The following is a 24878-nucleotide window of genomic DNA, read 5'->3' on the forward strand; positions in this document are numbered from 1 at the left end:
GTACGAAATATGGCAGTTTGTGTCCACGCGAAATCTTACTCGTCGCTACTTCAGCCCCAACACATCCTGCATGTCGTACAACCCGGCCGGCTTACCTTCCAACCACAATGCCGCACGCATCGCACCTTTGGCAAACGTCATCCGGCTGCTGGCTTTGTGGGTAATTTCGATGCGCTCGCCTTCAGTGGCGAACAGAACGGTATGATCACCAACCACATCGCCGGCCCGAATGGTTTCGAAGCCGATCTCCTTGCGGGTACGCTCCCCGGTAAAGCCTTCACGGCCGTAGACAGCACATTCCTTAAGGTCTCGACCGAGGGCATCGGCGACAACTTCGCCCATTCGCAATGCCGTGCCCGACGGCGCGTCTTTCTTGTGGCGGTGGTGGGCTTCGATGATTTCCACATCATAGTCGTCACCCAGGGCTGCAGCGGCGGTGCGCAGCAGGTTGAGGGTGACGTTGACGCCCACACTCATGTTGGGGGCAAACACTACCGGGGCCTTTTCCGCGGCAACGGCGAGCTGTTCTTTCTCGGCGTCGGTCAGGCCGGTGGTACCGATCACAATCATTTTGCCGTTGGTTTTACAGAATTCCGCATTTTCCAGGGTCAGATCCGGGAAGGTGAAGTCGATGAGTACGTCGAAATCCTCCTTCACTTCGGCGAGGCTGCCAGCCATCTTGACGCCAGTCTTACCAATGCTGGTCATTTCACCGGCGTCGGCGCCGATAAGACTGCTGCCAGGCTCGACGACTGCCGCGCCAAGTTCCAGGCCTTCAGTTCCGTCAACGGCTTCGATCAACACTTTGCCCATGCGCCCTGCGGCGCCGATGACTGCTACCCTCATCACGTCTGCCCTCAGAATTTCATTTCGTCGAAGAAGCTTTTCACACCTTCAAACCAGGAGGTTTTTCGCGGACCGTGCTGGTTGCCATCGCCACCGTCCAGGGTCTTCTGGAATTCTTCCAGCAACTCTTTCTGACGCTTGGTGAGGTTAACCGGAGTTTCCACAACCACGCGACACAGCAAATCACCGGACGGACCACCACGAACCGGGCTAACGCCCTTGTTCCGCAAACGGAACAGCTTGCCGGTCTGAGTCTCCGGTGGAATCTTCAGCTTAACGCGACCATCGAGCGTCGGCACTTCAAGTTCGCCACCGAGACTGGCATCCACGATGCTGATAGGCACTTCGCAATAGAGGTTGCGACCATCACGGGTAAAGATGGAATGCTCTCGAACCGCGACCTGCACATAGAGGTCACCGGAAGGCCCACCTTCAACACCCATCTCGCCTTCACCGGAGAGACGAATACGATCACCGGTATCCACGCCCGGCGGCACCTTGACGGACAGCGTTTTCTCTTCCTGGATGCGACCGGCACCGTGACACTTCTTACACGGGTTCTTGATGATCTTGCCGGAACCACGACAGGTAGGACACGCCTGCTGCACAGTGAAGAAGCCCTGCTGCATCCGCACCTGGCCCATGCCATTACAAGTACCACAAGCCTCCGGCCGTGAGCCCTTCTCGGCCCCGGAACCGTCACAGGTGTTGCACTCGGTGTGGCCAGGAATCCGGATCTGGACGGTTTTGCCTTTTACCGCCTCTTCCAGGTCCAGCTCCAGGGTGTAACGCAGGTCAGCCCCGCGCGTATTGCGGCCACCGCGGCCGCCACCAAAGATATCACCAAACACATCGCCAAAAATGTCGGAGAAGCTGGCACCACCGCCGCCTCCTCCGAATCCGCCGCCGGCAGAGCCATCAACACCGGCGTGGCCAAACTGGTCGTAGGCTGCGCGCTTGGAGGAATCGGAGAGTATTTCATAAGCTTCACTGGCTTCCTTGAACTTATGATCGGCGTCCTCATCATCCGGATTCCGGTCAGGATGATACTTCATCGCAAGCTTGCGGTAGGCTCGCTTGATCTCTTTTTCATCCGCTTCCCGGGACACCCCGAGAATCTCGTAATAGTCGCGCTTGGCCATGCTCTAAAACCCTGTTGGTAAAACGAGGAAAACGCGGAAGAGCTCCCGCGTTTTCCAACTGCCTGATGATCTTAAGTTTTATCGCTTGTCGTCGTCTTTGACTTCTTCAAACTCGGCATCAACGGCGTCGTCGCTGGAACCGGACTGGGCAGACTCTTCGCCCCCGGCCTGCTGCGCCTGCTCTGCCTGATCCGCGTACATCTTCTGGGCCATTTCAGAAGACGCTTCCGTCAGCTTCTGAGTCTTGGCCTCGATGTCGTCCTTGTCAGAACCAGCCAGGGCTTCTTCCAGCTCCTTGATCGCAGCCTCGATAGACTCTTTCTCGCTGTCGGACACCTTGTCACCAGCATCGGCCAGGGTCTTGCGCACGGTATGGACCATCGCGTCACCCTGGTTGCGGGCCTGGACCAGCTCTTCGAACTTGCGATCCTCGTCGGCGTTGGCTTCCGCGTCCTGAACCATCTTCTCGATTTCGTCGTCGTTCAGACCTGAAGACGCCTTGATGACGATGGACTGCTCTTTACCGGTCGCCTTGTCTTTGGCCGACACGTTCAGGATACCGTTGGCATCGATATCGAAGGTGACTTCGATCTGCGGCGTACCACGGGGCGCCGGCGGAATGTCCGCCAGGTCGAAGCGACCCAGTGACTTGTTCTGTGTCGCCTGCTTCCGCTCACCCTGGACCACGTGAATGGTCACTGCAGTCTGGTTGTCATCCGCAGTGGAGAAAGTCTGCGACTTCTTGGTCGGGATCGTGGTGTTCTTGTCGATCAGCGGTGTCGCCACGCCACCCATGGTTTCGATACCCAGGGTCAGCGGGGTAACGTCCAGCAGCAGAACGTCTTTCACATCACCGGAGAGCACGGCCGCCTGGATGGCAGCACCCATGGCTACAGCTTCATCCGGGTTCACGTCCTTACGCGCTTCCTTACCGAAGAAGTTCTTCACTTTTTCCTGAACCATCGGCATGCGGGTCTGACCGCCGACCAGGATGACTTCGTCGATTTCACCGATCTTGGCACCGGAATCTTCCAGCGCGGTGCGGCACGGCGCGAGACTGCGCTCGACCAGCTCTTCAACCAGTGACTCCAGCTTGGCACGAGTCACTTTCACGTTCATGTGCTTGGGACCACTGGCGTCTGCCGTCACGTAAGGCAGGTTCACATCGGTCTGCTGGCTGCTGGAAAGCTCAATCTTCGCCTTCTCAGCCGCTTCCTTCAGTCGCTGCATCGCCAACGAGTCGCCACGCAGGTCAATGCCACTGTCTTTCTTGAACTGATCGGCAAGATACTCGATCAGCTTCATGTCAAAGTCTTCACCACCCAGGAAGGTGTCGCCGTTGGTGGCCAACACTTCGAACTGGTGCTCACCGTCCACATCGGCGATCTCGATGATGGAGATGTCGAAGGTGCCACCACCCAGGTCATAAACAGCAACAGTACGGTCACCGCTCTTCTTGTCGAGACCATAGGCCAACGCAGCAGCAGTTGGCTCGTTGATAATCCGCTTCACGTCCAGACCAGCGATCTTGCCGGCGTCTTTGGTGGCCTGACGCTGGCTGTCGTTGAAGTAGGCCGGCACGGTGATAACCGCTTCGGTCACTTTCTCGCCCAGATAGTCTTCTGCGGTTTTCTTCATCTTCTTGATGATTTCCGCAGACACCTGCGGCGGCGCCATCTTCTCGCCTTTCACTTCGACCCAGGCATCACCGTTGTCTGCCTTGGCGATCTTGTACGGCACCATCTTGATGTCTTTCTGGACCACGTCGTCTTCAAAGCGACGACCGATCAGACGCTTGATGGCGTAGAGGGTGTTGTTCGGGTTGGTGACCGCCTGGCGCTTGGCAGATTGACCTACCAGCGTTTCACCGTCTTCGGTATACGCCACGATGGACGGGGTAGTGCGATCACCCTCGGCGTTTTCGATAACCTTGACCTTGTCGCCATCCATAATGGCTACACAGGAGTTTGTGGTTCCCAGGTCGATACCAATGATCTTACTCATGCAATTACTCCAATTCGGTTGTTCAATTCAGTTCCGGCTGCCTTGAAAGTTGCCCCGGAGTCCCGGTGCGCCGCCTGTTTACTGGCTATATTGGCGCTTTAATCTGCTTTTCAAGCCTGCTCGTCGATTTTTGGCGCGTCTTCGGCCTTGGCGACCACCACCATCGCGGGACGAACAAGGCGATCGTTCAGGGTGTAGCCCTTCTGGACCACAGCCACCACACTGTTGGGCTCGGCATCAGGTGCCGGCACCATGGACATGGCCTCGTGCTGCTGGGGATCAAACGGCTCACCCACGGGGTTAAGCTGAACCACATTGAACTTGCCGAGACTCCCCATGAACAGATTAAGAGTCATCTCGACCCCTTCACGAATAGAGGCCACCAGTTCGCCGGCACTTTCATGCCCCTCAGTGCTTTCAACCGCCTTTTCCAAGCTGTCAGCGACCGGCAGAAGCTCCTTCACAAACTTCTCCAGCGCGAATTTGTGGGCTTTCTCCACATCGATCTCAGCGCGACGGCGAACATTCTGCATCTCCGCCTGGGAACGCAACATCTGCTCCTGAAACTCCTGCGCCTGGGCCTTCAGGGCCTCAACTTCGCTTTCCGGAGCGGCTTCGGCACTGTCTTCCGTCGCCGTTTCTTCCTCGGGAGCGGCTTCCGCAGTGTCTTTCAACTCTTCTTCCACCTGTTCGTTACGATTCTCGTCAGCGCTCATGACTACTCCTGCTTGATCGTCGGCGGCCAGACGACCGGCCGGTTAACGTTTGGTTTCCGACCGCCATGGGCCGAAAAAAACATGTTTGCGAACGGATATGGGGCCCGTATCGGATGTTTCAACCGTTGCGCACCTCATTCATTCACAAATTCGCCAGCCGATGTTTGCAAACAGGAAAAACCCTGTATATATTCACAGTCACTGTATGTAATCACAGTATTCAGGAATTGAGCGGAGGACCTCTGCATGCTCACACAGCTCACTGTTTCCAATTACGCCATTGCCGAGCGGGTCGAACTTCAGTTTGGAAAGGGTATGACGGCGCTGACCGGAGAGACCGGTGCCGGCAAATCCATTGTCCTGGACGCCCTTGGCCTTGCCATGGGCGGGCGCGCCGACGCTGGCGCCGTACGCCATGGCGCCAAACGCGCCGATATTACCGCTACTTTCGACGTGTCCCGCATTGCCGAAGCCCGGCAATGGCTGGAAAACCATGAGCTCGACGATGACAACGAATGCATCCTGCGCCGAGTGATCAGCAAGGATGGCCGCTCTCGCGCCTACATCAACGGCCAGCCCTGCCCCCTTGCCCACCTGAAAGATCTGGGCAGCGCCCTGATGGACATCCACAGCCAGCACCAGCACCAGTCCCTGCTGCGCAAGGAGACTCACCGCAAACTGCTGGACGAGTTCGCTGGCGCAGAAGCGTTGGGAGAGCAAACCAGGGATGCATGGAAAGCCTGGCACAAAACCCGCCAGCGGCTGACCGAACGCCAGCAGAATGCCGATGAGACAGAAGCCCGCCTGCAGCTACTGCGCTACCAGGTGGAAGAACTGGATCGCCTGGCGCTGGAAGACGGAGAGCAGGCAGAGCTGGAGAAAGAACAGGAACGGCTCAGCCATGCCGACACGGTGCTACACAACAGCCATCAGGCTACCCTGCTATGCACGGAAGATGAGAATAGCGCAGCGGATCTGGTGCGCCAGGCTTTACAGCAACTGGAGCAGTTGCCGGTGGAGGTACCGGCACTGACGGAAACCATCCAGATGCTGAATGAAGCCCAGATTCAGATCACCGAGGCTGGCGACAACCTGCGCCACTTTGTGGAAGATTACGACGCCGACCCAGCCCGACTGGCCGAAGTGGAAGAGCGCCTGAGTGCCATTTACCAGATGGCCCGCAAGCACCGCATCACACCGGAGACTCTCCCGGAATTCCACCAGAGCCTGAGTGCCGAACTGGCATCGCTGGACGACGGCGAGGGCAGCGTTGAGAAGCTGGAGGCGGAACTGGAAGAACAGCGAAGCCACTTCAATACCCTGGCCACCGAGTTGTCGAACGCACGCCAACAGGCTGCTGCCAACCTTGATCAGCGCATCGCGGAGGAGCTCGCCCAACTGAGCATGCCAGCGGTCCAGTTCGTAACCCACCTGAGCCGCAACAAAGGCGACGAGCCTGCGCCCCACGGCCTGGAAGACATTGAATTCCTGGTCAGCGCGAACCCGGGCCAACCCGCACGTCCGCTAGCCAAGGTAGCCTCGGGTGGCGAACTCTCACGCATCAGCCTGGCCATTCAGGTGGTGGTTGCGCAAACTTCCACCACACCAACACTGGTCTTTGACGAGGTGGATGTAGGCATTGGTGGCGGCACCGCCGAAGTGGTTGGTCGCTTGCTTCGCAGCCTGGGCAGTAATGGACAGGTGTTGTGCGTCACCCATCTTGCCCAGGTAGCGGCCCAGTGCCATCAGCACCTGTTCGTCAGCAAGTTTACGGAATCAGACGCCACTTACTCGAAGATCGAGTCATTGGACGACAATGGCAGGGTCAGCGAAGTGGCAAGAATGCTCGGTGGTGTGGATATGACCGAACACACCATTGCCCATGCCCACGAAATGTTCACGAAAGGCCAGGCTACGCATCACTGAACAGTTTGAAAGGTAAGCGTATTCCCCTCTCGATCCTGAGAGTTGTTGGGGCGGGCTAAAACCCCGCCCCCTTTTTTTCTTTTTTCCGGAACAAATCCTGAGTTATCAGGATTTGAGGGGTTTGACGTAAAGAATCAGGCTGTGATCGACAATCTCATAGCCTCGTTCTTTGGCAATTTTTTGCTGCCGCTCTTCGATTACCTCATCGACGAACTCAATGACCTCACCGGTCTGAGTGCAGACCATGTGATCATGATGATCGTCGCCGGCCATCTCAAAAACGGCGTGCCCACCTTCAAAGTTGTGGCGCAGAACCAGGCCAGCTGCCTCAAACTGAGTCAGCACCCGGTAGACGGTTGCCAGGCCCACGTCATCACCCTGTTCGAGGAGCTTTTTGTACACATCCTCGGCGCTGAGGTGATGCTCCTCGGAGTTCTCCAGAATATTGAAGATCTTCACTCTTGGCAGAGTGACTTTAAGACCGACTTTTCGTAATTCGGTGTTTTCGGATGACATGTTACGATTCACTCTTTGGTGTGCCTCACGGCTTCCGGTATGATGAAGCCGCATGTTAACGGTCAGACCGTGTCACACCTGCCCCTGGCAGGCGATTTCAAGATAGAGGATTTCCCCCGGCGATGCAAAAGCTCACAGCTCTCATTCTAACTCTCATCATGGCTGGCTGTGTTTTCCCAGGCGTATACAAGATCAATGTACAACAGGGGAACATACTGACCGACGAAGAGCTGACATCACTGGCCGAGGGCATGTCCCGCAGCCAGGTCCACTCCTTGCTGGGCACCCCGCTGATGACCAACCCCGCCGATCCGTCCCGGGAGTACTATGTGTATACCTTCCAGCGCAGTGGTGGCGATATCAAGGAACAACGGGTCATCGTCTACTACGATAACGACCAGTATTCCCATTACGAAGCCCAGCTGCTGGAAGAAACGCCCGCCTACTGAGCCAGCCTCAAGCCTTAACCCTTCTTCTTTGCCCGGTTAAGCCGGGCCTGCTTGGGGTCGATCTGCAGCGGCCGGTAAACTTCAACCCGGTCGCCGTCCCGCAACTCGTGGGCGGACGGATTCTTGATCACCTTACCGAAGATTCCCATATCGCCATTTTCCGGATCGACCTCAGGAAATATGGCAACAATGCCGGAACGCTTCACAGCCTCCACAGCCGTGGTGCCCTCTTCGACACTCAAGCTGATGATTTCCTGCCTGTCTGGCCTGGCAAAGGCCACCTCAACTCGAATCATTGTTATCCCCCGAGATACACCTGGTCTGCGCGACGGCAGAACGCGTCCACCATGGTATTCGCAGCCTGATTGAAGACCGGCCCGAACGTCATCCTCGACAAGGATCCGGAAAACTCAAATTCCAGCGTGAGAATCACCTTGCAGGCGTTATTCTGCAGGGGCTTGAACTGCCAACGACCGCTAAGGTTACGGAAAGGACCATCCACCAGGCTCATTTCAATGGTATGCGGCAGGTACAGCTGGTTGCGCGTGGTCAGCCGGTGACGGATACCACCTTTGGCGATATCCATAGATGCCATGATTTCGTGGTCTGTCTGCTCGTGCACCTGGCTGGCTGAACACCAGGGAAGAAAGTCGGGGTAGCTGGCAACATCGTTGACCAGGTGGAACATGCGTTCCGCCGAGTGCATAACCAGCGCGGTCTTGTCGATCTGATGGGGCATTGGAACCGGACGTCCTGCTTGCGAATACTCTTGAGTTGAAGACCCTGCAAAGGGGGAGCCCCTTTAATCGGGACGCCAATATCAGACGCTATGATAAAGGATATCACCGTTGTTGGGGTCACTTTCCTGCCCAGCCGGGCCGTTCTTACCGCTCTTCTCGCCTGGCTCGCCCGGATTGGTCTCTGGCTCGCCACCCCCACCGGCATCACCCGCTTCATTGTTGGGATCATTCGCATCGGGGGCAGTTGGCGTCATTGAGCTTGGCGCCAACTCTACGGTAGGTTCGCACCACAATCCGTTGCTACCGCTGTCGCACAACGCCACCAGCGACGTGGCGGTGTACTGCAGGCCGATATACGCCACCACCAGCGGCAAGATCAAGCGCATCACCCAGAACCATATACGGCCAATCAGGCGTGGTGCCTTTCCCAGTATGGTGAAGGTCAGATTTCGGGTCAGGTACCAGCCCGCGAAGACAGATATCAGGATACTCACCAGCGGAATCAGCAGGCCACCCGTGATCAGCTCAAGCCAGCGGAACAAGGTGCCCCCGGCGAAACGCTCGTCGGACCATAGATTGAAGGACAGCAACGACCCAAGCCCCGCCAGCCAGACTGAGCTGCCCATCAGAAAGGCGGACAAGCCCCTTGGTGCGCCTGTCCACTCCTGAAACCAACCGACCACCGGCTCAAGCAATGAAAGAGACGTCGTCCACACAATCATCACGATGACCAGGAACACGGCCGCCACCAGAAACTGACTGCCCGGCAGATCCGCCAGGGCCACCGGCAGCGACAGGAAAAGCAGCCCGAACCCGCGCTCACCTTCCATGGAATGGCCATCGGGCGCCAACGAATAAATCGCCAACCCGGCCCCGATGGCGATCAGGGTGTCCATCAACACCACAGCCAGCACGGAACGCTTAAGGCGAGTGTCCGCGGGTGTATAGGCACCGAACAGGGTCCACACGCCCATTCCGAGCCCAAGAGTGAAAAACGCGTGAAACAACGCCGCCCGCAAACTGTCCAGGGTCACGTCGGCGGGGCGGAAATCCAGCATGAAGTCCGACGCACTGCGGAAATCCCCACTCCAGGCGGCCAAACCGCAGAGCGCCAGCAGAATCAGCATCATCGCCGGTGCCACCACCCGTACTGCACGCTCGACACCGTCCACCACGCCCTGCATCGACACCCACACCACCAGCAACAGGAAGAATCCGTGCCAGCCCATGAACACGCGATAGTCCCGCGAGTCCGACACCAACGCGGAGAGGATACCTGCGGCTTCAGCCTCGCCGGCGCCAATAAACCGGCCCATGGCTCCGTAGAATACGTAGGCCAGAGCGATGGCACCGAAAACAGCCGTAAAGGAAAGCACCAGAAAAGCCGCCAACACCCCCAGACGACCAGCCCACATCCACGCCCGGGACCGTCGCGCGCTGCGAACGAAACCATCCATCGCCAGCACCAATCCATGGCGGGCGTATCTTCCCATCGCGGATTCGGTGACCATCAACGGCAGCGTGACCAGCAACAGGCACGCCAGGTACAGCAATATGAACAACCCGCCGCCATGCTGGCCGGCCAGGTAGGGAAACTGCCACACGTTCGCGAGGCCAAAGGTTGCCCCGGTCGCGGCCCAGAAAAAAGTGGTTGGCCGGGTCCACGACCCGATTGGTGTTTCGTATGGAGTAGGCATTCCATTCCCTGACGACATCTCAGCGCACATTGTAGCGGAGGAATCACAACCCATACGACCATCGACTCAGTCAATCGCGCCGATTTCGTGACCAGTCTGGTACTACTGGGCTACAATGCGCGCTTTTCCGGCACGATTACGCACGGTAAATTTTCTGTCCGACTCCGGATCAACGATTCATGAGCAAGAAGAAACCCGGCGCACCGAGCGCCACCATTGCCTTGAACAAAAAGGCAAAACATGAGTACCACATCGAGGAACGCTTTGAGGCGGGCCTGGCCCTGCTCGGATGGGAAGTAAAATCCATCCGTGCCGGCAAGGCGCAGCTCACCGATGCCTACGTGCTGCTTAAGGACGGAGAGGCCTGGCTGCTGGGATCCCACATCATCCCGCTCACCGCCGCCTCAACCCACGTTATCGCGGACCCGACCCGGACCCGCAAACTGCTGCTGCACGCCAAGGAAATTGCCAAGATCGTCGGCAAGGTTAACCAGGCAGGCCATACCTGCATTCCGCTGGCCATGTACTGGAAGAAGAACAAGGTGAAATGCGAAATTGCCCTGGTGAAAGGCAAGAAGCTCTTCGACAAGCGTGCCACCGAGAAAGAACGGGACTGGAACCGCCAGAAACAACGCATCCTCCGCGAAACCAACGTCTGATCCGCTGGCCGGGCCCCAGGCCCGGCGACTTCTCCCCGCATTTTATGTCGCATCTGCATCCTCTTTTAGCCCCTCTCTGATCAGCCTATACTCGATCCCTTACCCCAATCCGCATACGGACAGCGGCCACCCAGGGACAGACGGGAACCAAAGGGAGCAAGTGATGACACGCCGACAAACACCCATGTCTGCAGTAGATCGCTCGTGGCTACGCATGGAATGCCCCGAGAACCCCATGATGATTTCAGCGGTGCTGGTGTTTGATCAGCCCATTGCCCTCAAGCGCCTCAAGCGAACGCTCGACGAACGCTTTCTCACCTTCCGGCGCTTTCGACAGCGCGTCGTCACCGAAGGCGACCGCACGTACTGGCAGGACGACCCACTCTTTCATATCGACAACCATATTCACGTTCTTGCCCTTCCCGGCGATGGAGGCAAACAGGAGCTGCAAACACTGACCAGCGACCTGACCAGCACCTCGCTGGATTTCCGGCGCCCGCTCTGGCAAATCCACTATATCGAGAACTATCAGGGTGGCTGTGCCCTGCTGGTTCGCATCCATCACTGCATTGCTGACGGCATTTCACTGGTGCGTGTGCTGCTTTCGCTGACCGACAACTCGCCGGAACCGAGACTCAGCCGGGTATCGACATCCAGCCAATCCAAGACCCATGCACCTCAAGGTCTACGACAGCTCGCCAGCCGGGCTTTGCATAATGGACAAACCGCCATCGACCAGGCAGGCCTGTTTCTGAAGTCCATCCGCAACGAGCCGGGCTACCCGTTCAAACTGGCCACTACCGCGGGCAACATCGCCGTCGACCTGCTCAAGCTGGGCCTCTCCCCGGCGGAACCAGACACCTGCCTGAAAATACCCCTGAGCGGTCGCAAGCATGTCGCCTGGGCCGACCCGCTGAGTCTCGCCGAAGTGAAGGTGTGCGCCAGAGCCCTGCGCGGCACCGCCAACGATGTGCTGCTGTGTGCCGCCGCCGGCGCGTTGCAACGGCATTTTTTAGCCACCGGCGAGGCCACGCCGGAATGCGGTGTTCGCGTTGCCGTACCGTTTAACCTGCGCCCGATGCGACAGCCGATCGAAACCCTGGGCAACCAGTTCGGGCTAGTGCTGGTCACCCTGCCCGTGGAGGAGACCGATCCGATCATGCGGTTCCGCCAGGTTCAGGAAAACATGAACCGCCTCAAACGCTCCTATCAGGCTCAGGTAACCTACAGCCTGCTGGACCTGTTCGGGCGCGGCCCGGATGTCCTTGAGCGGCGGGCGCTCTCCATGCTCAGCAATAAGGCCTCTGCGGTACTCACTAACGTGCCGGGCCCAAAAGAACCTGTATATTTGGCGGGAGCAAAGCTCACCCAGCCCATGTTCTGGGTGCCCCAAAGCGGCAATATCGGCATCGGTTTGAGCATATTCAGCTACGCCGGCACGGTGCAATTCGGCATCACCATCGACAAGAACATCAAGGCCGACCCGGCCAGTGTGATGGGGCATTTCCGCGACAGCTTTGCCGAACTCCTGGACGCCGCGCTGCACAACAGCGAACAGAACACCGCCCGGGCCGCCAGTTGATAGGTACAACTGACCACCCGACACCACAAAACAAAACCAGGAAAACCTTGAAGTTGGCGGAAGCAGCCACATATACTGTCGGTAAGGGGACGACATGGCTTCGACGCCGGTGGCGAACCCTTGGGTGCATGTCGAGATGGCAGCCAATCTCGTTAATCCAAAGCTGCAACGCAATAGTCGCAAACGACGAAAACTACGCACTAGCAGCGTAAGCTGCTAGTCGTCCTGACCGGGTCGCCCGTAGCCCGGAAGCAACATCTCAGGACGTCATCGCTTACGGGATGCTCCGTTTTCCAGAGTTCACTGGCTAACGGCTAAGATCTAAAGAACTCGGTTCTTGCACCCTGGCTCTCGGGTCGCTTGAACTTAAATCAATAGAGAGACGCTAAACATGTAGACCTCAAGGCTGAGTACTGGCGGACGCGGGTTCAATTCCCGCCGTCTCCACCAACCAACCGAAAAAAGCCCCTGATTTCAGGGGCTTTTTTCGTTATCAGACTCCCGAACTTCCACAGGCTTGGTTGTCTGCCCATCTTCAACCACAGGCTCACCGGTCACCGACCGCACCAGCCTTCCCATGTAGCGCAGCGTGAAGAAGTTCAGGGCACTCAGGGCTATGGCAATCTCAAGGTGGTGGTACGCAACAGCCACACCGATCGCGCCACAGTTCCAGATACTCGCGGCGGTGGCGGTGCCGATTACGCGGCTGTCGTCCTTGAGGATGGCGCCGCCGCCAATGAAACCGATGCCGGTGACAATGCCTTGCAGTACGCGGCCCTGTTCGCCCGGGGAGTCGATGACGGCTCGACCAACAAGCATGAAGCCACATGAAACCACGGCCACCAGCGGGAAGGTTCTCAGGCCGATCCTGGGCCCCTGCTCTTCCCGGTCGAAACCGATGGGGAACGCCAGCAGGTAGGCAATGGCCATCAACAGCAGGTGGTTGAGGGTGAGCATCCAGTCAACGTTGAGCAAGTCTGCCATGGGGATTTCCGGGTTCTGAAGTTTTTGTTATCGCTGGATCGAGATTAGTCCTGGTCTGCAAAGGCTTCAATCATTTCCGCTGCGGTTCGGTCGCAATCGCTGTTTTCCGATTATCGAGAATGGTAGGTTTTAAAGGCCGGATTTGGCAGACGTTACCCTGATTCGAGGAAGAGCCCTATCTATGCGCAATAATGGCGATCCTACCAACATGCAACAACTGCTGGAGCAGATTCGCGAGTCGGCGGCCGGAGCCGGGCGAGTGTCGGTGAACGATATCATGAATGGCGTGGGGGAACGTTCGTTCGGGCCCGTGGTGCTCGTAGCAGGGCTGATCACCCTGGCGCCGTTGATCGGTGACATTCCCGGCGTTCCAACCATTCTGGGGCTGGTGGTTCTGCTGACGCTGGGGCAACTGTTGTTCCACAGACGCACCATCTGGATGCCGTCCTGGATTTCCCAGCGTTCCGTGCCCCAGGACAAGCTCTTGAAGGGACTGGACTGGCTGCAAAAACCGGCTCGTTTTCTGGATCGTTGGACAGGGCCGCGCCTGGTGTTTCTGGCGGACGGGCCAGGGCTCTATGTGATGGCCATTATCTGCATGCTGGTGGCTCTGGCCATGCCGGCGATGGAGGTGGTGCCCTTCAGCGCCAATGGTGGCGGCGCTGCGTTGACGGCCTTCGGGCTGGCAATCGTAGCGAGGGACGGGTTGTTGGCAATTGTAGCAACGTCGCTCACGCTGGTGACCGGCTGGTTTGTGGTTACCGGGCTGGCGGGGTAATACTAGAGGCGTAAAAAGGAGCCGTCCGTTGGCCCAAAGATGCAGTGGAGCAGGAGCTCCTTTAGTCGCTTTCAGGGACTAACACATCTTCAGTACACCAGATCAATATGACAGTTCTATGACGCCGGGTTATCACCCACGCCCATGAAGCTCTTCAAAAAATACGCGGGTACGCTCAGTGATTTCGTCCAGTTTGGCGTCCCACGTGCGCTTGTAGCTTTTGAAGGTATCGTCACTCAGGCGCGAGATACGCGCTCCCGCCTCAGCTAACGCACGAGAACTGTCGGCAAAGGCGTCGAAATCCGGCTCATCCAGCCTGTCGCTGCTTCGATTGAGGTCCGCCGCGGTTCGCTGTAAGACACTTCGATCTCTCTCAGGCGCCCGCTGGTTGTCTTCCAACGCCTCTTCGATGGATTCCTCCAACTCTTCCATCAGCCCATGCAGGGCTTGGCCGTACTCTTCCATGGCCTGCTCTGCCCGGCGCTGGGCCTGATCGGAATACGCCTCGAATTCGCGGGCAATGGCGTCCATCTGGCGAGAGAGATCGTCGGAGGACTGTCCGAAACTGGCCGTCAAGCGCTCGCCCAGCCGGTTCATTTCTCCGATCAAACCTGCAAACGGAGACGGATTCATGATCGCCTCGCCGGTGCGGTCGTAATCCACCAGCCAGTCGCCACTCTGTTCCACAAGGTAGGTATTCACTTCCCGGCGCTCGCCGGGGACGCCGTTCTCAGCGGGCAGGCGGGTTACGATCGTAGCTTCGCGATCGTCGATGACCACCCGACCGAAATCAGGCACGGTGCCAGACCAGTCCCGGGCGTAGCCATCGAAGGCAGAGGGGGCGGCAAGCGTCGATAGATCGGCAACGGTATCCGCGTCTTTCTCGGACAGGGCCTGCCAGAATTCAGCGGCCACTTCCTGGGGCGTTTCCGGCTTGCTGCATCCAGCGACCACCACGGCCGCCAGCGCTAGTGCCACCACTCTGAACCACGAGTAACTCATTCGCCCATCCTCAATCAATGTTCAATACTGGGCGAATAATACTACAGGCATTAGAGGTTACAGGTCAGATTTACCAATTCTTCATCAAACACACGGCGGTTTTCGCTGTAGTCCACGGGCACATCGATCAGGTGCACACCCCCCGAGGTCAGTGCGTTTTTCAGCGTCGGCCGCAGGTCTTCGGTACGGGTGATTCTATGGCCAGTGGCACCATAGGCATCGGCGTATTTGACGAAGTCCGGGTTGTTGTAATCCAGCCCGAAGTTCTGAAAGCCTTCCTGGGCCTGCTTCCATTTGATCATGCCGTAGGCATTGTCGTTGATGATCAGTATCACCAGGTTCAGCTTCAGCCGCACAGCGGTTTCCAGCTCCTGGCTATTCATCATGAAGCCACCGTCGCCGCACACCGCCATCACCTTGAGGTGTGGATAGAGCATGGCCGCCATCATGGCACTGGGCAGGCCGGCGCCCATGGAAGCCAGGGCATTGTCGAGCAGCACAGTGTTGTTATCGTAGGCCGGATAATTGCGGGCAAACCAGAGTTTGTACATGCCATTGTCCAGCGCGATGATGCCGTCGTCGGGCATGACCTGGCGTACGTCGTTGACGATTCGCTGGGGAATAACCGGGAAACGGCCATCGTCCGCCTTGTCGGCCATATGGCTGTCCACGGAAGCTTTCACTTCCATAAACCGGCTGAAGTCGTGTGAAGAGCACTGGCCGCATTTCTCGGCCAGGTACTCCACGCTGTTGGCAATGTCGCCCACCACCTCGTGCTGGGGGAAGTAAACCGGGTCCACGTCAGCAGCGCTGAAGTTCACATGGATAACCTGTTTGCCGCCGGGATGCATGAAAAACGGCGGTTTCTCAACCACATCGTGCCCGACGTTGATCACCAGGTCAGCGTGATCAATGGCGCAGTGCACAAAATCGCCGGCCGAGAGCGCCGCATTACCCAGGTAACGGGGGTGGCGCTCATCCACCACGCCCTTGCCCATCTGGGTGGTGAAGAAGGGAATGCCAGTCACGTTCACCAGGTGGATCAGGGCCTGGGAAACCCGTTTGCGATTAGCACCGGCGCCAATCATGATCAGCGGATACCTGGCTTTGCTGATCATGTCACAGGCAGTGTCCAGGCTCTTGGTACTGGCAGTGGGCCGACGGGCATCACTGGGCTGGAAGATATGGGTATCGCTCTCTGCCACCTCGGAGGCGATGTCTTCCGGTAATTCGAGATGAACCGCACCGGGGCGCTCTTCCGAAGCCAACCGGAAGGCTTCTCTCACCTTGGCGGGGATGGTGTTGGCGTTGCTGATCTGGCGGGTGTACTTGGTAAGTGGCCGCATCAGGTCCACCACATCCAGGATCTGGAACAGCCCCTGTTTGGACGATTTAATGGGCTTCTGCCCGGAAATCATCATCATTGGCATGCCGCCGAGCTGGGCATAGGCAGCGGCGGTTACCAGGTTGGTGGCCCCAGGGCCGAGGGTCGACAGGCAAACGCCCACACGGCCTGTCAGGCGCCCGTAGGTCGCGGCCATAAAGCCGGCTGCCTGCTCGTGACGATTGAGCACCAGCTCAATGCTGGATTCGCGCAGGGCCTCAAGGAGATCCAGGTTTTCTTCACCCGGTACCGCGAAGATGTACCGAACACCTTCGTTTTCCAGGGCACGAACAAACAGCTCGGCGCCGTTGCGGCGGGTAGTGGCCTCAGCGGTCATCATCTCTCCCGTTCTGGCTTGGTTGGGTCTACTTTTCCTGCGGAGGTTCGGCCTGCAATGCCTCAGCCGGCAACCGGTCTCGGCCCCAACTGCGGTGAACGCGGCTGATCACCCGCTCCAATTCCTCCTCGCCCACGTCTGCGGGTTCACCGCGTTCAAGGGGGTCGAAGTGAAAAATGTACAGCCGCGAGGCGAACTGTTCAAAGGGCAAGGATGCCTCACCGAACCGCTCCCCTTTCCTGGAGGTACTGACCACCACATCGTCGCCCCAATTCTGACCACTGTCGTTGTTGGGGTTGAAGAAATACACCCGCATGACCTCTTCCGGGTCCAGAGTCACACGGAGGATGGTAATCGCGTGCCAGCCGATGAATCTTGCGGCACTGTCGGTAACCGCTACGCCAGCCGGTTGCGGATGGATCAGCGGCTGGTTGCCATTATAGTAAGGGTGGTAGCTGGCATAGAAATGTCGCAGGAAGGTGTCCAGGTCTTCCAGGTGACCGGTTGCAACATCCACGTTTATGCGGAATCCACGGCCGGCGGACCAACCATGGAACTCGGGGTTAACCCACTGGTGGGGGTCGCCCTGGCGGTCCGTACACAGGCGCCCCATTTCCGCATAAATCCGGTCAAGGTGCGGTACTACCACCAGCGAAACCGGATCCAGGTCGAGCGTTACTTCGGAGGCCACGCCACCCTGGCTGCCGGAGGAAGATACCGGGCGACCCTCGAAATGCATGATGATTTCGTTGTCGCGGGCGGCCCAGGCCACCATCTGCAACAGATAGTCCGGATCGTTGTAGGCCCACATGGACAGCGCCCGTGCAGATTGGCAGGTAGGGTTGTTTCCCTGCCCCACGCCAAGGGGCTGGCCCAGCATGTTGAGCACACCCTGCAACAGCCATGCCTTCGGCTGTGGCTGGTAACCATATGCCAATCGGATACGCTCCCGGGCGTGCGGGCAGATGGAGAGCCTGGCCTGGCGCCACAGCGCGGGTGCAAGTGGCGGTTGATAGAGAATGCCTCGCTCCAGCATCAACGCAAGGCCATAAAGACCTTGGGCTGTTTCCGGATAGACGCCTTCATTGATCAACTCATGCACCAGATCCTTGTAGCAGAGCAGGCAATCGCGGCCGGTACTGGACAGGCCCAGGGCTTCAGTCAATAGCGCATCCTGACTCTCCAGGATGTGGCGGACAAACGTGGCGTGATACGGCGACACCAATCCGGTGTCGTGCATGGAACGGGCAAAACCGGTCGCCTCACTTTGCAGGGCCACGGCGTCCATGGACTGCAGCCGTTCCTGGTAAACAGGAATGCCAGGATCTTCGCGGCACGCCTGTGTTGGCCCGTAAAGGCTCGAAATCAGACGCTCCGCACCCTGACCCGCACCACCGAGATCCACATTGGGATCAATGCGGCACAGTGCAATCTGGGTAATCATCTGCCGTACGCTGCTGACCTGGATCGGTCGTTGCTGCAATATGCGCCAGATCTCTTCAATCAGTTGATCGATGACATGCTCATAGCCGATCTGGGTGGCAACATGCTGTACCACCGCGCGGCTGACCAGTGCCAGCTTGCCCTGCTCCCGCTCGGCTTCGCCTGCTTCACCAAACAGCATGTTCAGGTTGATGGCCAATACCTGGGTCAGGTAGTGATGCGCCTGTTCCGCCGACATCGACTCATGCAGGTATTCACCGCGCGCGACCGCCAGCAAACGCAGTTCGCTGAGCCCTTCGATGATGACCGTATCGGCCTGTGGGCTTTGCAAGGAAAAGGTGGTCAACGATGGCAATAGAATGGAGGGGTCTGCCCAGTCTGTTCCCAGGAACACGCCGGCTTTCTCAAGCCGTTCGGCTCGCTGTTCAATTGCAAGGCAGCCCTCCGGCTGCAGAAGCACCCGTCGCACGATGTCGAACAACCGGGGTAACTTGCCAAGTTTGGCAAAATCGCGGCTCTCATCGAGAGCCGCGATGGCATCGTCCAGTCGCTGAACCAGCTTATCGAAATTGACGACAGGTGCCGGGTTTCCAGCGTCGGAGTTGCTCAAACTGTGTTCCTCAGAGTCTGAATCAGACCCATTGTTGTTAATTCCTTACGGAATTATACATAGAAATCCAGTTCTTCCTGATGTTTCAGTAAATCCCGCATTACATAAGGGTCTTCACCGAAGAAGTAAACCAGGCCCCAATGTGTGCCAAAGGCAGTACGCTTGGTAACTGTTTCTTCCAACGGCGGCGTGAGCTCGTGGGACTCGAAGTAATCGTGGTTCTCGGTCTCTTCCGGCATTTCCAATTGGCTGACCACCCGGCGGCGCGGATAAACGCCGAAACAGCCGGCATAGCCCTTGGCATCCACCACCTCTTTGGGGAAGAACGCCTTTACCTCTTCTGCCGTGGTTTTCGGGTCAAAGGTCATGATCAGTGCCTGATAGGCGTTAAAGCCGTAGGCACGCTCAAGCAGCTCGAACACCTTGAAGCCTGGCGGCCGATACGCCACCTCTCCGAAGTACATGGTACTGTCGCTGGTCACGAAGTACTCTGGGTGAATAAACCCGAACTCGATATCGAACGTTTTGATCAGCTTTTCGATCTCGCGGGTGATCTGTTCCCGGTACTTCTCCAGGTCCGGCGTGGCCGGCACAAACACCGAGTAACCCAGGGTCACATACTCCGAGATGTTCAGGAATGCGATTTTGCCGTTGTGAATCCAGGCTTCGACGGCAAATTCCCAACCGTCCAGATGGGATTCCATCAGCACCGGGAATTCTTCCTCGGGAATGGTGTCCACTTCGTCCGGGGTACGAATCACCCGGTGGCCCAGACAACCGGCTTTGTCGAATGCTTTGAGGTGAATCGGATCGTTGGGGTCACCGTCCAACTTCAAGAGGGTCTGGTTGACGCGCTTGAGGAAACGGATAACGTCGTCTCGGTCATGGGCTTCCTCGAAGATCCCAACGCGAATGCCGCCCAGCTGCGCGCGGCGCTTCATCAGGGCCTTGTCCCGTAACAACATGGACTGGCCGAACAGCTTTGGCTGATCCATCAGAACCGAGTTGATAGCGCCGGCCCATTCCACGGTTTCCTCAAACAATGGGATAGCCACATTAACGCCCATCTCTTTGAGTGTCTGAGCAATCTCAACTGACCGGTCGTTCAGGCGCTCGAAGTTCCAAGGTACATAGGGAATATCATGTTCCTTGCAGTAAGCCTCCGCCCAATCCGGCGCAACCACCACATATCGTCGATCAAATTTATCGGCAGCTTCCACCGCGTTCAGGCTCCATCCCAGGAGTGCGATATAGCCTTTATTCGGATCGAATTCTTGCTCGCTCATGTTCGTTCTCCTTGGTGGTGTTTCCTTATAACCTAACGTTTCAGGCGCAAATCGCAACCGGGCCCGGCGCCCAGAAAACAAAAAGCGCCGGCAGCCCCAGCTTTTAAGCCAGGACTACCAGCGCTTCCGCCAGTGTTAGATCGTTTGGGAATATCAGCTCAATTTCAGGGTTGAGAGCGTTCGTTCCCGCACTCTATTGAGTAATTGCTCATCGTCTACCAGCGACTGACCGTAGGAAGGCACCATCACTTTCATGCGTTCCTGCCATTCCGAAGACTCCATACGTTCCGGGAAACAACGTTGGATCACATCGATCATGGCCTGGACAGCCGTCGAAGCCCCCGGCGATGCACCCAGCAAAGCGGCCAGGGTGCCGTCCTTCGCCGCCACAATTTCGGTACCGAATTCCAGCTTACCGCCACCTTCCGGCGACTTCTTGATGATCTGCACGCGCTGGCCGGCGTCCTGCAGGCGCCAGTCCTCTTCGCGGGCATCCGGGAAGTAATTGCGCAGGGAAGCCACACGGTCGCTGTGAGACTGGAATACCTCACCAATCAGGTAGCGGGTCAGGTCCATGTTGGTGCGGCTCACCGACAACATGGGACGAAGATTCGCTGAGCGGACCGATCCGAACAGATCGAATACCGAACCCTGCTTGAGGAACCGTGTGGTGAAGCCAGCAAACGGGCCGAATAGAAGCGCGGGTTCACCGTTGATAATACGGGTATCCAGATGCGGAACCGACATCGGCGGTGCGCCGATTGGCGCCTTTCCGTAGACCTTGGAGTGATGTTGCTGGACGATTTCCGGCTTCTGGCAAACCAGCCACTGACCGCTGACCGGGAAACCACCGTAGCCTTTGGATTCGTCGATGTTGGACTTCTGCAACATCGGCAAGGCGCCGCCACCGGCGCCCAGGAAGACAAACCCAGCCTCAAGCTTCGTCAGCTCTCCGGTTTTCTGGTTCTTCACCCGTACCTTCCAGCGGCCATTGTCGCGCTTGGCCAGGTAATGCACGGGGCTGCTTAACATCAGTTCAAAGTTCGGCGTGGTTTCCAGGAACTCCACCATGCTGCGGGTGAGAGAGCCAAAGTCCACGTCTGAACCGTGCTTGATACGCGTGGCGGCCACTCTCTGCATCGGGTCGCGGTTGTTCACCACCAGCGGCATCCACTCTTCCAGATCCCGCGGGGATTCGGTGTACTCCATTTCCCGGAACAAATGGTGGGCGCTGAGCTTTTCGTGGCGACGCTTGAGGAACTTCACACCATCCTCGCCCCATACAAAGCTCTGGTGAGGAGTTCGGTTGATGAAGCTTTTGGGTTCCGGCAGCATCCCCTGCTCAACCAGATGAGACCAGAACTGCAACGATACTTCGAACGAGGCATTGATCTTCAACGCCCGCTCGATAGCAACATCGCCATCGTCGGTTTCGGGGGTGTAATTGAGTTCGCAGTAGCCGGCATGCCCGGTCCCTGCATTGTTCCATCCATCGGTGCTTTCATGGGCGACGTGATCAAGACGTTCAACCATGACGATGTCCAGGGAAGGATCAAGCTGCCTGAGCATCATGCCGAGGGTGGCGCTCATGACGCCCCCGCCGACCAGCACCACATCTGCCTGTCTAACGGCCATTGGTTATCACCCTAGCTAGTTTAAAGCCTGTTGCCCGCCCACGATCAGCAGAGGGGCTTGGAAATTGTGGCGCGATTATCCCGTTTTTTGATCGGATAATAAATTGCGAATATCAACTGACTCGTGGTCGGGCCCGCCTGGGGCTGGTTGCGCCAACATATCTGACAAGGGCCAACGTCCTGATTTATTTACCAACGGTGGCCGTGTGTAGGTCAAACGTTTAAAATGCGCTCGCCGGGCGCTCTTTGTTACATTCTCGCGTCTGTGCTCAACGATATCACCGCCACTTTAGTCTCATACCGTGCGGCTTACACCAACAGGGCATCCTTTATGCTATTGGCAATCGCAGCAATCATCGCTGGCCTGGTTTTACTGGTCTGGAGCGCAGACCGCTTCATTGAAGGCGCAGCAGCCACCGCCAAACACCTCGGTATGCCATCGCTGCTGATTGGTATGGTGATTATCGGATTCGGCACCTCTGCGCCTGAACTGGCAGTGTCAGCCATGGCCGCACTCGATGGCAATCCCGGGTTGGCCCTGGGCAACGCTTACGGTTCGAACATCACCAACATCGCCGTGATCGTTGGTGTGACTGCGGTGATTGCACCAATTGCCGTGCACTCCCAGGTAATACGCAAGGAACTCCCGCTACTACTGGTACTGACGGCCATCGCCGGTTACCAGTTGATTGATGGCAACCTGACCCGGCTCGATGGCTGGGTACTGCTTGGTGTGTTCGCAGCCGTCATGGGCTGGTCCATCTATCAAGGCATCCAGGGCAAGGGGGACTCACTGATCGGCGAGACCGACTCCGAGCTGGTTGCCCACCCGATGCCGCTGAAAATAGCCGTGATGTGGCTGGTTGTAGGCTTGGTGCTTTTGCTGGTGAGCTCGCGCATGCTGGTCTGGGGCGCGGTGTTTATTGCCCAGAGCCTCGGCGTCAGTGACCTGATCATCGGGCTGACAATCGTTGCCATCGGCACCTCTCTGCCGGAACTGGCTTCTGCGTTGGCGGCCGTCAAGAAAAACGAACACGACCTGATACTCGGCAACATTGTGGGGTCTGGTATTTTCAACACTCTGGCCGTGGTTGGCCTGGCTGCGACCATTGAGCCCCTGGCCGTGGATATGGAAGTGCTTTACCGCGACTGGACCCTGATGACAGCCCTCACCATCGGGCTTCTGCTGATGAGCTTTGGGCTGACGGGTAAGTCCCGGACCATCGGGCGACCGGACGGCGTGCTGTTATTGCTGGTGTACGTTTGCTACACCAGCTATCTGGTGTCGACAGTCATCCGCTAACCAGGCCGGTCAGGCCTGGTTCTCCCTGAACACCATCGCCACTGAATTCAGGCAGTAACGCTGGCCGGTTGGCGGCGGGCCATCCGGAAACACGTGCCCAAGGTGGCTGTCACAACGCGGGCAACGGATCTCCGTGCGAGCCATGCCCATGCTGTTGTCTTCAATGTAACGGATGTGGTCGGTGTCAAAAGGCTGGAAAAAGCTCGGCCAACCGGTACCGGAATCGAACTTGGAATCGGAACTGAACAGCGGCAACTCGCACAACCGGCAGTAATAGGCACCTGCGTTCTTGTTGTCCAGCAAGGTGCCGCAAAATGGCCGCTCGGTGCCATGATCCAGCAACACGCGGCGCTCCTCGTCCGTCAGGCCCGCGGCCTTTTCGTCCACTTGTTGTGGTGTCAGCGGGGTCAGGTCATAACCTGCAGCAGAAACGCTCATAGCAGCCTCCTCAGGCAATGTTGTTGTCGGTGTAACCGGGCTTGAGCTGGTCACCGAACGTGTCCACAAGCTTTTCAATCTTTGGTGCCGCAACAGCCGTGATGTAGGGCTGGTATGGATTCCGTGCGGCAAAATTCTGGTGATAGTCTTCCGCCGGATAAAAAGCCTCCAACGGCTCCAGGGTTGTCACCAGAGGATTATCATAAACGCCCGCCGAGTTCAGTTGGCGAATGTAGGCTTCCGCCACCTGTTTCTGTTCGTCATTCTCGTAAAAAACGGCGGAACGGTACTGGGTACCACGGTCGTTTCCCTGCCGGTTAAGCTGGGTTGGGTCGTGGGCCACCGAGAAAAACACCTTCAGGATATCCCCGAAGCTGACGGTCTGCGGGTCGTAATGAACGTCGACCACTTCGGCGTGGCCGGTCTGGCCGCCGCACACCGCCTCATAGTTGGCGGTTTCCGCTGTGCCCCCGGCATAGCCGGATTCCACCCGGCTGACACCGTTCACCGCCAGAAAAACGGCTTCCACACACCAGAAACAGCCACCGCCAAGCACAACCCTTTGCTCGCGGTTATCGCCGGTTGGCAAATCGCTTTCAGGCTCCGGAAAGCGGCTTTTCGGTACGTTCAAGCCCGGAATCGTGCAGGATGTGGACATAATCAGCCTCTGCTTCTGGATTATTACCGTTCATTTAGTTCCCCAATGTCCAAGTGTGGCCTCCCTGGTTGGTTTTAGCTACCCCCACTTTGGGGGCATCAGAAAACCAGCAAGCCCACCAGCGCGCTGCCGGGTGCCAGTATCCAGACCGGTACTTTCCATATCGACAGGGAAACCCAGGCCAACAGGACAAACGCAACGCTCCCTGCATTGTGTACGGCAGAGGTCCACACCGGATCATACAGCGCCGCCAGCAGAAGCCCGACAACGCCGGCATTCACCCCAGCCAGGGCCGCCCGTGCAACCGAATGGCTGCGAATGTATGACCACAGGGGTAGACCGGCAAATACCAGCAGGGTTCCCGGCAGAAAAACAGCGACCACAGCCACGGCAGCACCGGTCCAGCCGCCCTCAATGGCTCCCAGAAACGCTGAGAAGGTAAACAGCGGGCCTGGCATGGCCTGAGCCAGGCCATAACCGGCCAGAAACGTATCCGCCGACAGGTGCCCTGGCACCACAAAGCTCCCCTGAAGCCAGGGCAGCACCACATGCCCACCTCCGAACACCAACGCCCCCGCGCGATAGAGTTCAGACCCGATCCAGCCCAGGGAGCCTTCGGCCAACGGTAAAAAAGCCAACAGCAGTAACGCGGAAAATACCACCAGAAACACCATCGGGCGACGGGGCTGAACCGGTATGGTTAATGCCTCCTCCACGCGCTTTTGCGGCAGGTGCATCGCAGCA

Annotated in this window: 22 protein-coding genes, 1 other RNA gene and 1 pseudogene; 7 read left to right on the plus strand and 17 right to left on the minus strand. The window is 57.8% G+C overall.

The genetic code is table 11. The features are described from left to right. Positions 1 to 45 precede the first annotated feature (45 nt). The 4 genes from dapB to grpE form a co-directional block, all read right to left on the minus strand. Complete coding sequence (gene dapB / locus B3M52_RS13400; RefSeq protein WP_075194311.1) at positions 46 to 846, minus strand: 4-hydroxy-tetrahydrodipicolinate reductase; 801 nt, start codon at positions 844 to 846, stop codon at positions 46 to 48. A gap of 11 nt (positions 847 to 857) precedes the next feature. Beyond that, a complete protein-coding gene (dnaJ, locus tag B3M52_RS13405) occupies positions 858 to 1988 on the minus strand; it encodes a molecular chaperone DnaJ (RefSeq protein WP_041333797.1) in 1131 nt (376 codons plus the stop codon). 78 nt (positions 1989 to 2066) lie between these two features. After that, complete coding sequence (gene dnaK, locus B3M52_RS13410; protein WP_036212180.1) at positions 2067 to 3992, minus strand: molecular chaperone DnaK; 1926 nt, start codon at positions 3990 to 3992, stop codon at positions 2067 to 2069. A 110-nt stretch (positions 3993 to 4102) separates the two neighbouring features. After that, positions 4103 to 4708, minus strand: coding sequence for a nucleotide exchange factor GrpE (gene grpE, locus B3M52_RS13415; protein ID WP_036212177.1), 606 nt, complete (start codon positions 4706 to 4708; stop codon positions 4103 to 4105). A gap of 246 nt (positions 4709 to 4954) precedes the next feature. Between grpE and recN the strand changes: the two genes are divergently transcribed. Then, complete coding sequence (gene recN, locus B3M52_RS13420; protein WP_041333796.1) at positions 4955 to 6634, plus strand: DNA repair protein RecN; 1680 nt, start codon at positions 4955 to 4957, stop codon at positions 6632 to 6634. Between the two features lie 105 nt (positions 6635 to 6739). Here the strand turns inward: recN and fur are convergent, their stop codons facing one another. Further along, positions 6740 to 7150, minus strand: a complete 411-nt coding sequence (gene fur, locus B3M52_RS13425; protein WP_007153120.1) for a ferric iron uptake transcriptional regulator — start codon at positions 7148 to 7150, stop codon at positions 6740 to 6742. Positions 7151 to 7272: 122 nt separating this feature from the next. Here fur and B3M52_RS13430 point away from each other — a divergent pair, with 122 nt between their 5' ends. Beyond that, positions 7273 to 7599 (plus strand): outer membrane protein assembly factor BamE, encoded by a 327-nt coding sequence (locus B3M52_RS13430; RefSeq protein WP_007153121.1) that lies wholly within the window; start codon positions 7273 to 7275, stop codon positions 7597 to 7599. 14 nt (positions 7600 to 7613) lie between these two features. Here the strand turns inward: B3M52_RS13430 and B3M52_RS13435 are convergent, their stop codons facing one another. The 3 genes from B3M52_RS13435 to B3M52_RS13445 form a co-directional block, all read right to left on the minus strand. Beyond that, positions 7614 to 7895: an RnfH family protein gene (locus B3M52_RS13435; RefSeq protein ID WP_036212170.1), complete on the minus strand. Its 282-nt coding sequence runs from the start codon at positions 7893 to 7895 to the stop codon at positions 7614 to 7616. Between the two features lie 2 nt (positions 7896 to 7897). Next, positions 7898 to 8338 carry a type II toxin-antitoxin system RatA family toxin gene (locus B3M52_RS13440; RefSeq protein WP_036212167.1) on the minus strand — a complete coding sequence of 147 codons (441 nt, stop codon included), beginning with the start codon at positions 8336 to 8338 and terminating at the stop codon, positions 7898 to 7900. A gap of 81 nt (positions 8339 to 8419) precedes the next feature. Further along, entirely contained in the window at positions 8420 to 10036 is a 1617-nt protein-coding gene (locus B3M52_RS13445; protein ID WP_075194310.1) for a sodium-dependent transporter, read from the minus strand. 179 nt (positions 10037 to 10215) lie between these two features. On the opposite strand from B3M52_RS13445, the gene smpB reads away from it, so the two are divergent. From smpB to ssrA, 3 genes are all read left to right on the plus strand, one after another. Further along, the gene (gene smpB / locus B3M52_RS13450) at positions 10216 to 10695 is read left to right on the plus strand and encodes an SsrA-binding protein SmpB (RefSeq protein ID WP_007153125.1); all 480 of its coding nucleotides are present in this window, start codon (positions 10216 to 10218) and stop codon (positions 10693 to 10695) included. Between the two features lie 163 nt (positions 10696 to 10858). Then, entirely contained in the window at positions 10859 to 12277 is a 1419-nt protein-coding gene (locus tag B3M52_RS13455; protein WP_075194309.1) for a wax ester/triacylglycerol synthase family O-acyltransferase, read from the plus strand. A gap of 85 nt (positions 12278 to 12362) precedes the next feature. Next, positions 12363 to 12727: a transfer-messenger RNA gene (gene ssrA / locus B3M52_RS13460) on the plus strand. 24 nt (positions 12728 to 12751) lie between these two features. On the opposite strand, the gene B3M52_RS13465 is transcribed toward ssrA, so the two are convergent. After that, positions 12752 to 13261 carry an MgtC/SapB family protein gene (locus B3M52_RS13465; RefSeq protein ID WP_036212145.1) on the minus strand — a complete coding sequence of 170 codons (510 nt, stop codon included), beginning with the start codon at positions 13259 to 13261 and terminating at the stop codon, positions 12752 to 12754. Between the two features lie 181 nt (positions 13262 to 13442). Here B3M52_RS13465 and B3M52_RS13470 point away from each other — a divergent pair, with 181 nt between their 5' ends. After that, positions 13443 to 14039 (plus strand): exopolysaccharide biosynthesis protein, encoded by a 597-nt coding sequence (locus tag B3M52_RS13470; RefSeq protein ID WP_075194308.1) that lies wholly within the window; start codon positions 13443 to 13445, stop codon positions 14037 to 14039. Between the two features lie 132 nt (positions 14040 to 14171). Here B3M52_RS13470 and B3M52_RS13475 read toward each other — a convergent pair whose 3' ends face one another. The 5 genes from B3M52_RS13475 to mqo form a co-directional block, all read right to left on the minus strand. Continuing rightward, a complete protein-coding gene (locus B3M52_RS13475) occupies positions 14172 to 15041 on the minus strand; it encodes a hypothetical protein (RefSeq protein ID WP_075194307.1) in 870 nt (289 codons plus the stop codon). 50 nt (positions 15042 to 15091) lie between these two features. Beyond that, a complete protein-coding gene (locus tag B3M52_RS13480; RefSeq protein ID WP_075194484.1) occupies positions 15092 to 16762 on the minus strand; it encodes an acetolactate synthase large subunit in 1671 nt (556 codons plus the stop codon). Between the two features lie 28 nt (positions 16763 to 16790). After that, positions 16791 to 18815, minus strand: coding sequence for a hypothetical protein (locus B3M52_RS13485; protein WP_075194306.1), 2025 nt, complete (start codon positions 18813 to 18815; stop codon positions 16791 to 16793). 53 nt (positions 18816 to 18868) lie between these two features. Then, on the minus strand, positions 18869 to 20101 hold the full coding sequence (locus B3M52_RS13490; RefSeq protein ID WP_007153140.1) for an ATP-grasp domain-containing protein: 1233 nt from the start codon (positions 20099 to 20101) through the stop codon (positions 18869 to 18871). A 153-nt stretch (positions 20102 to 20254) separates the two neighbouring features. Continuing rightward, positions 20255 to 21736, minus strand: coding sequence for a malate dehydrogenase (quinone) (mqo, locus tag B3M52_RS13495; protein WP_075194305.1), 1482 nt, complete (start codon positions 21734 to 21736; stop codon positions 20255 to 20257). A gap of 330 nt (positions 21737 to 22066) precedes the next feature. Here mqo and B3M52_RS13500 point away from each other — a divergent pair, with 330 nt between their 5' ends. Beyond that, on the plus strand, positions 22067 to 23038 hold the full coding sequence (locus B3M52_RS13500) for a calcium/sodium antiporter (protein WP_177190622.1): 972 nt from the start codon (positions 22067 to 22069) through the stop codon (positions 23036 to 23038). Positions 23039 to 23047: 9 nt separating this feature from the next. Here B3M52_RS13500 and msrB read toward each other — a convergent pair whose 3' ends face one another. The 3 genes and pseudogenes from msrB to B3M52_RS13515 form a co-directional block, all read right to left on the minus strand. Then, positions 23048 to 23476, minus strand: a complete 429-nt coding sequence (gene msrB / locus B3M52_RS13505; RefSeq protein WP_041335269.1) for a peptide-methionine (R)-S-oxide reductase MsrB — start codon at positions 23474 to 23476, stop codon at positions 23048 to 23050. Between the two features lie 10 nt (positions 23477 to 23486). After that, positions 23487 to 24134: a peptide-methionine (S)-S-oxide reductase MsrA gene (gene msrA / locus B3M52_RS13510; RefSeq protein WP_075194304.1), complete on the minus strand. Its 648-nt coding sequence runs from the start codon at positions 24132 to 24134 to the stop codon at positions 23487 to 23489. 98 nt (positions 24135 to 24232) lie between these two features. Then, positions 24233 to 24878, minus strand: a pseudogene (locus B3M52_RS13515) (chromate transporter); the annotation flags it as partial.

The organism is Marinobacter sp. UBA2688 (genome assembly GCF_002352785.1).
Taxonomy (GTDB): Bacteria; Pseudomonadota; Gammaproteobacteria; order Pseudomonadales; family Oleiphilaceae; genus Marinobacter; species Marinobacter salarius.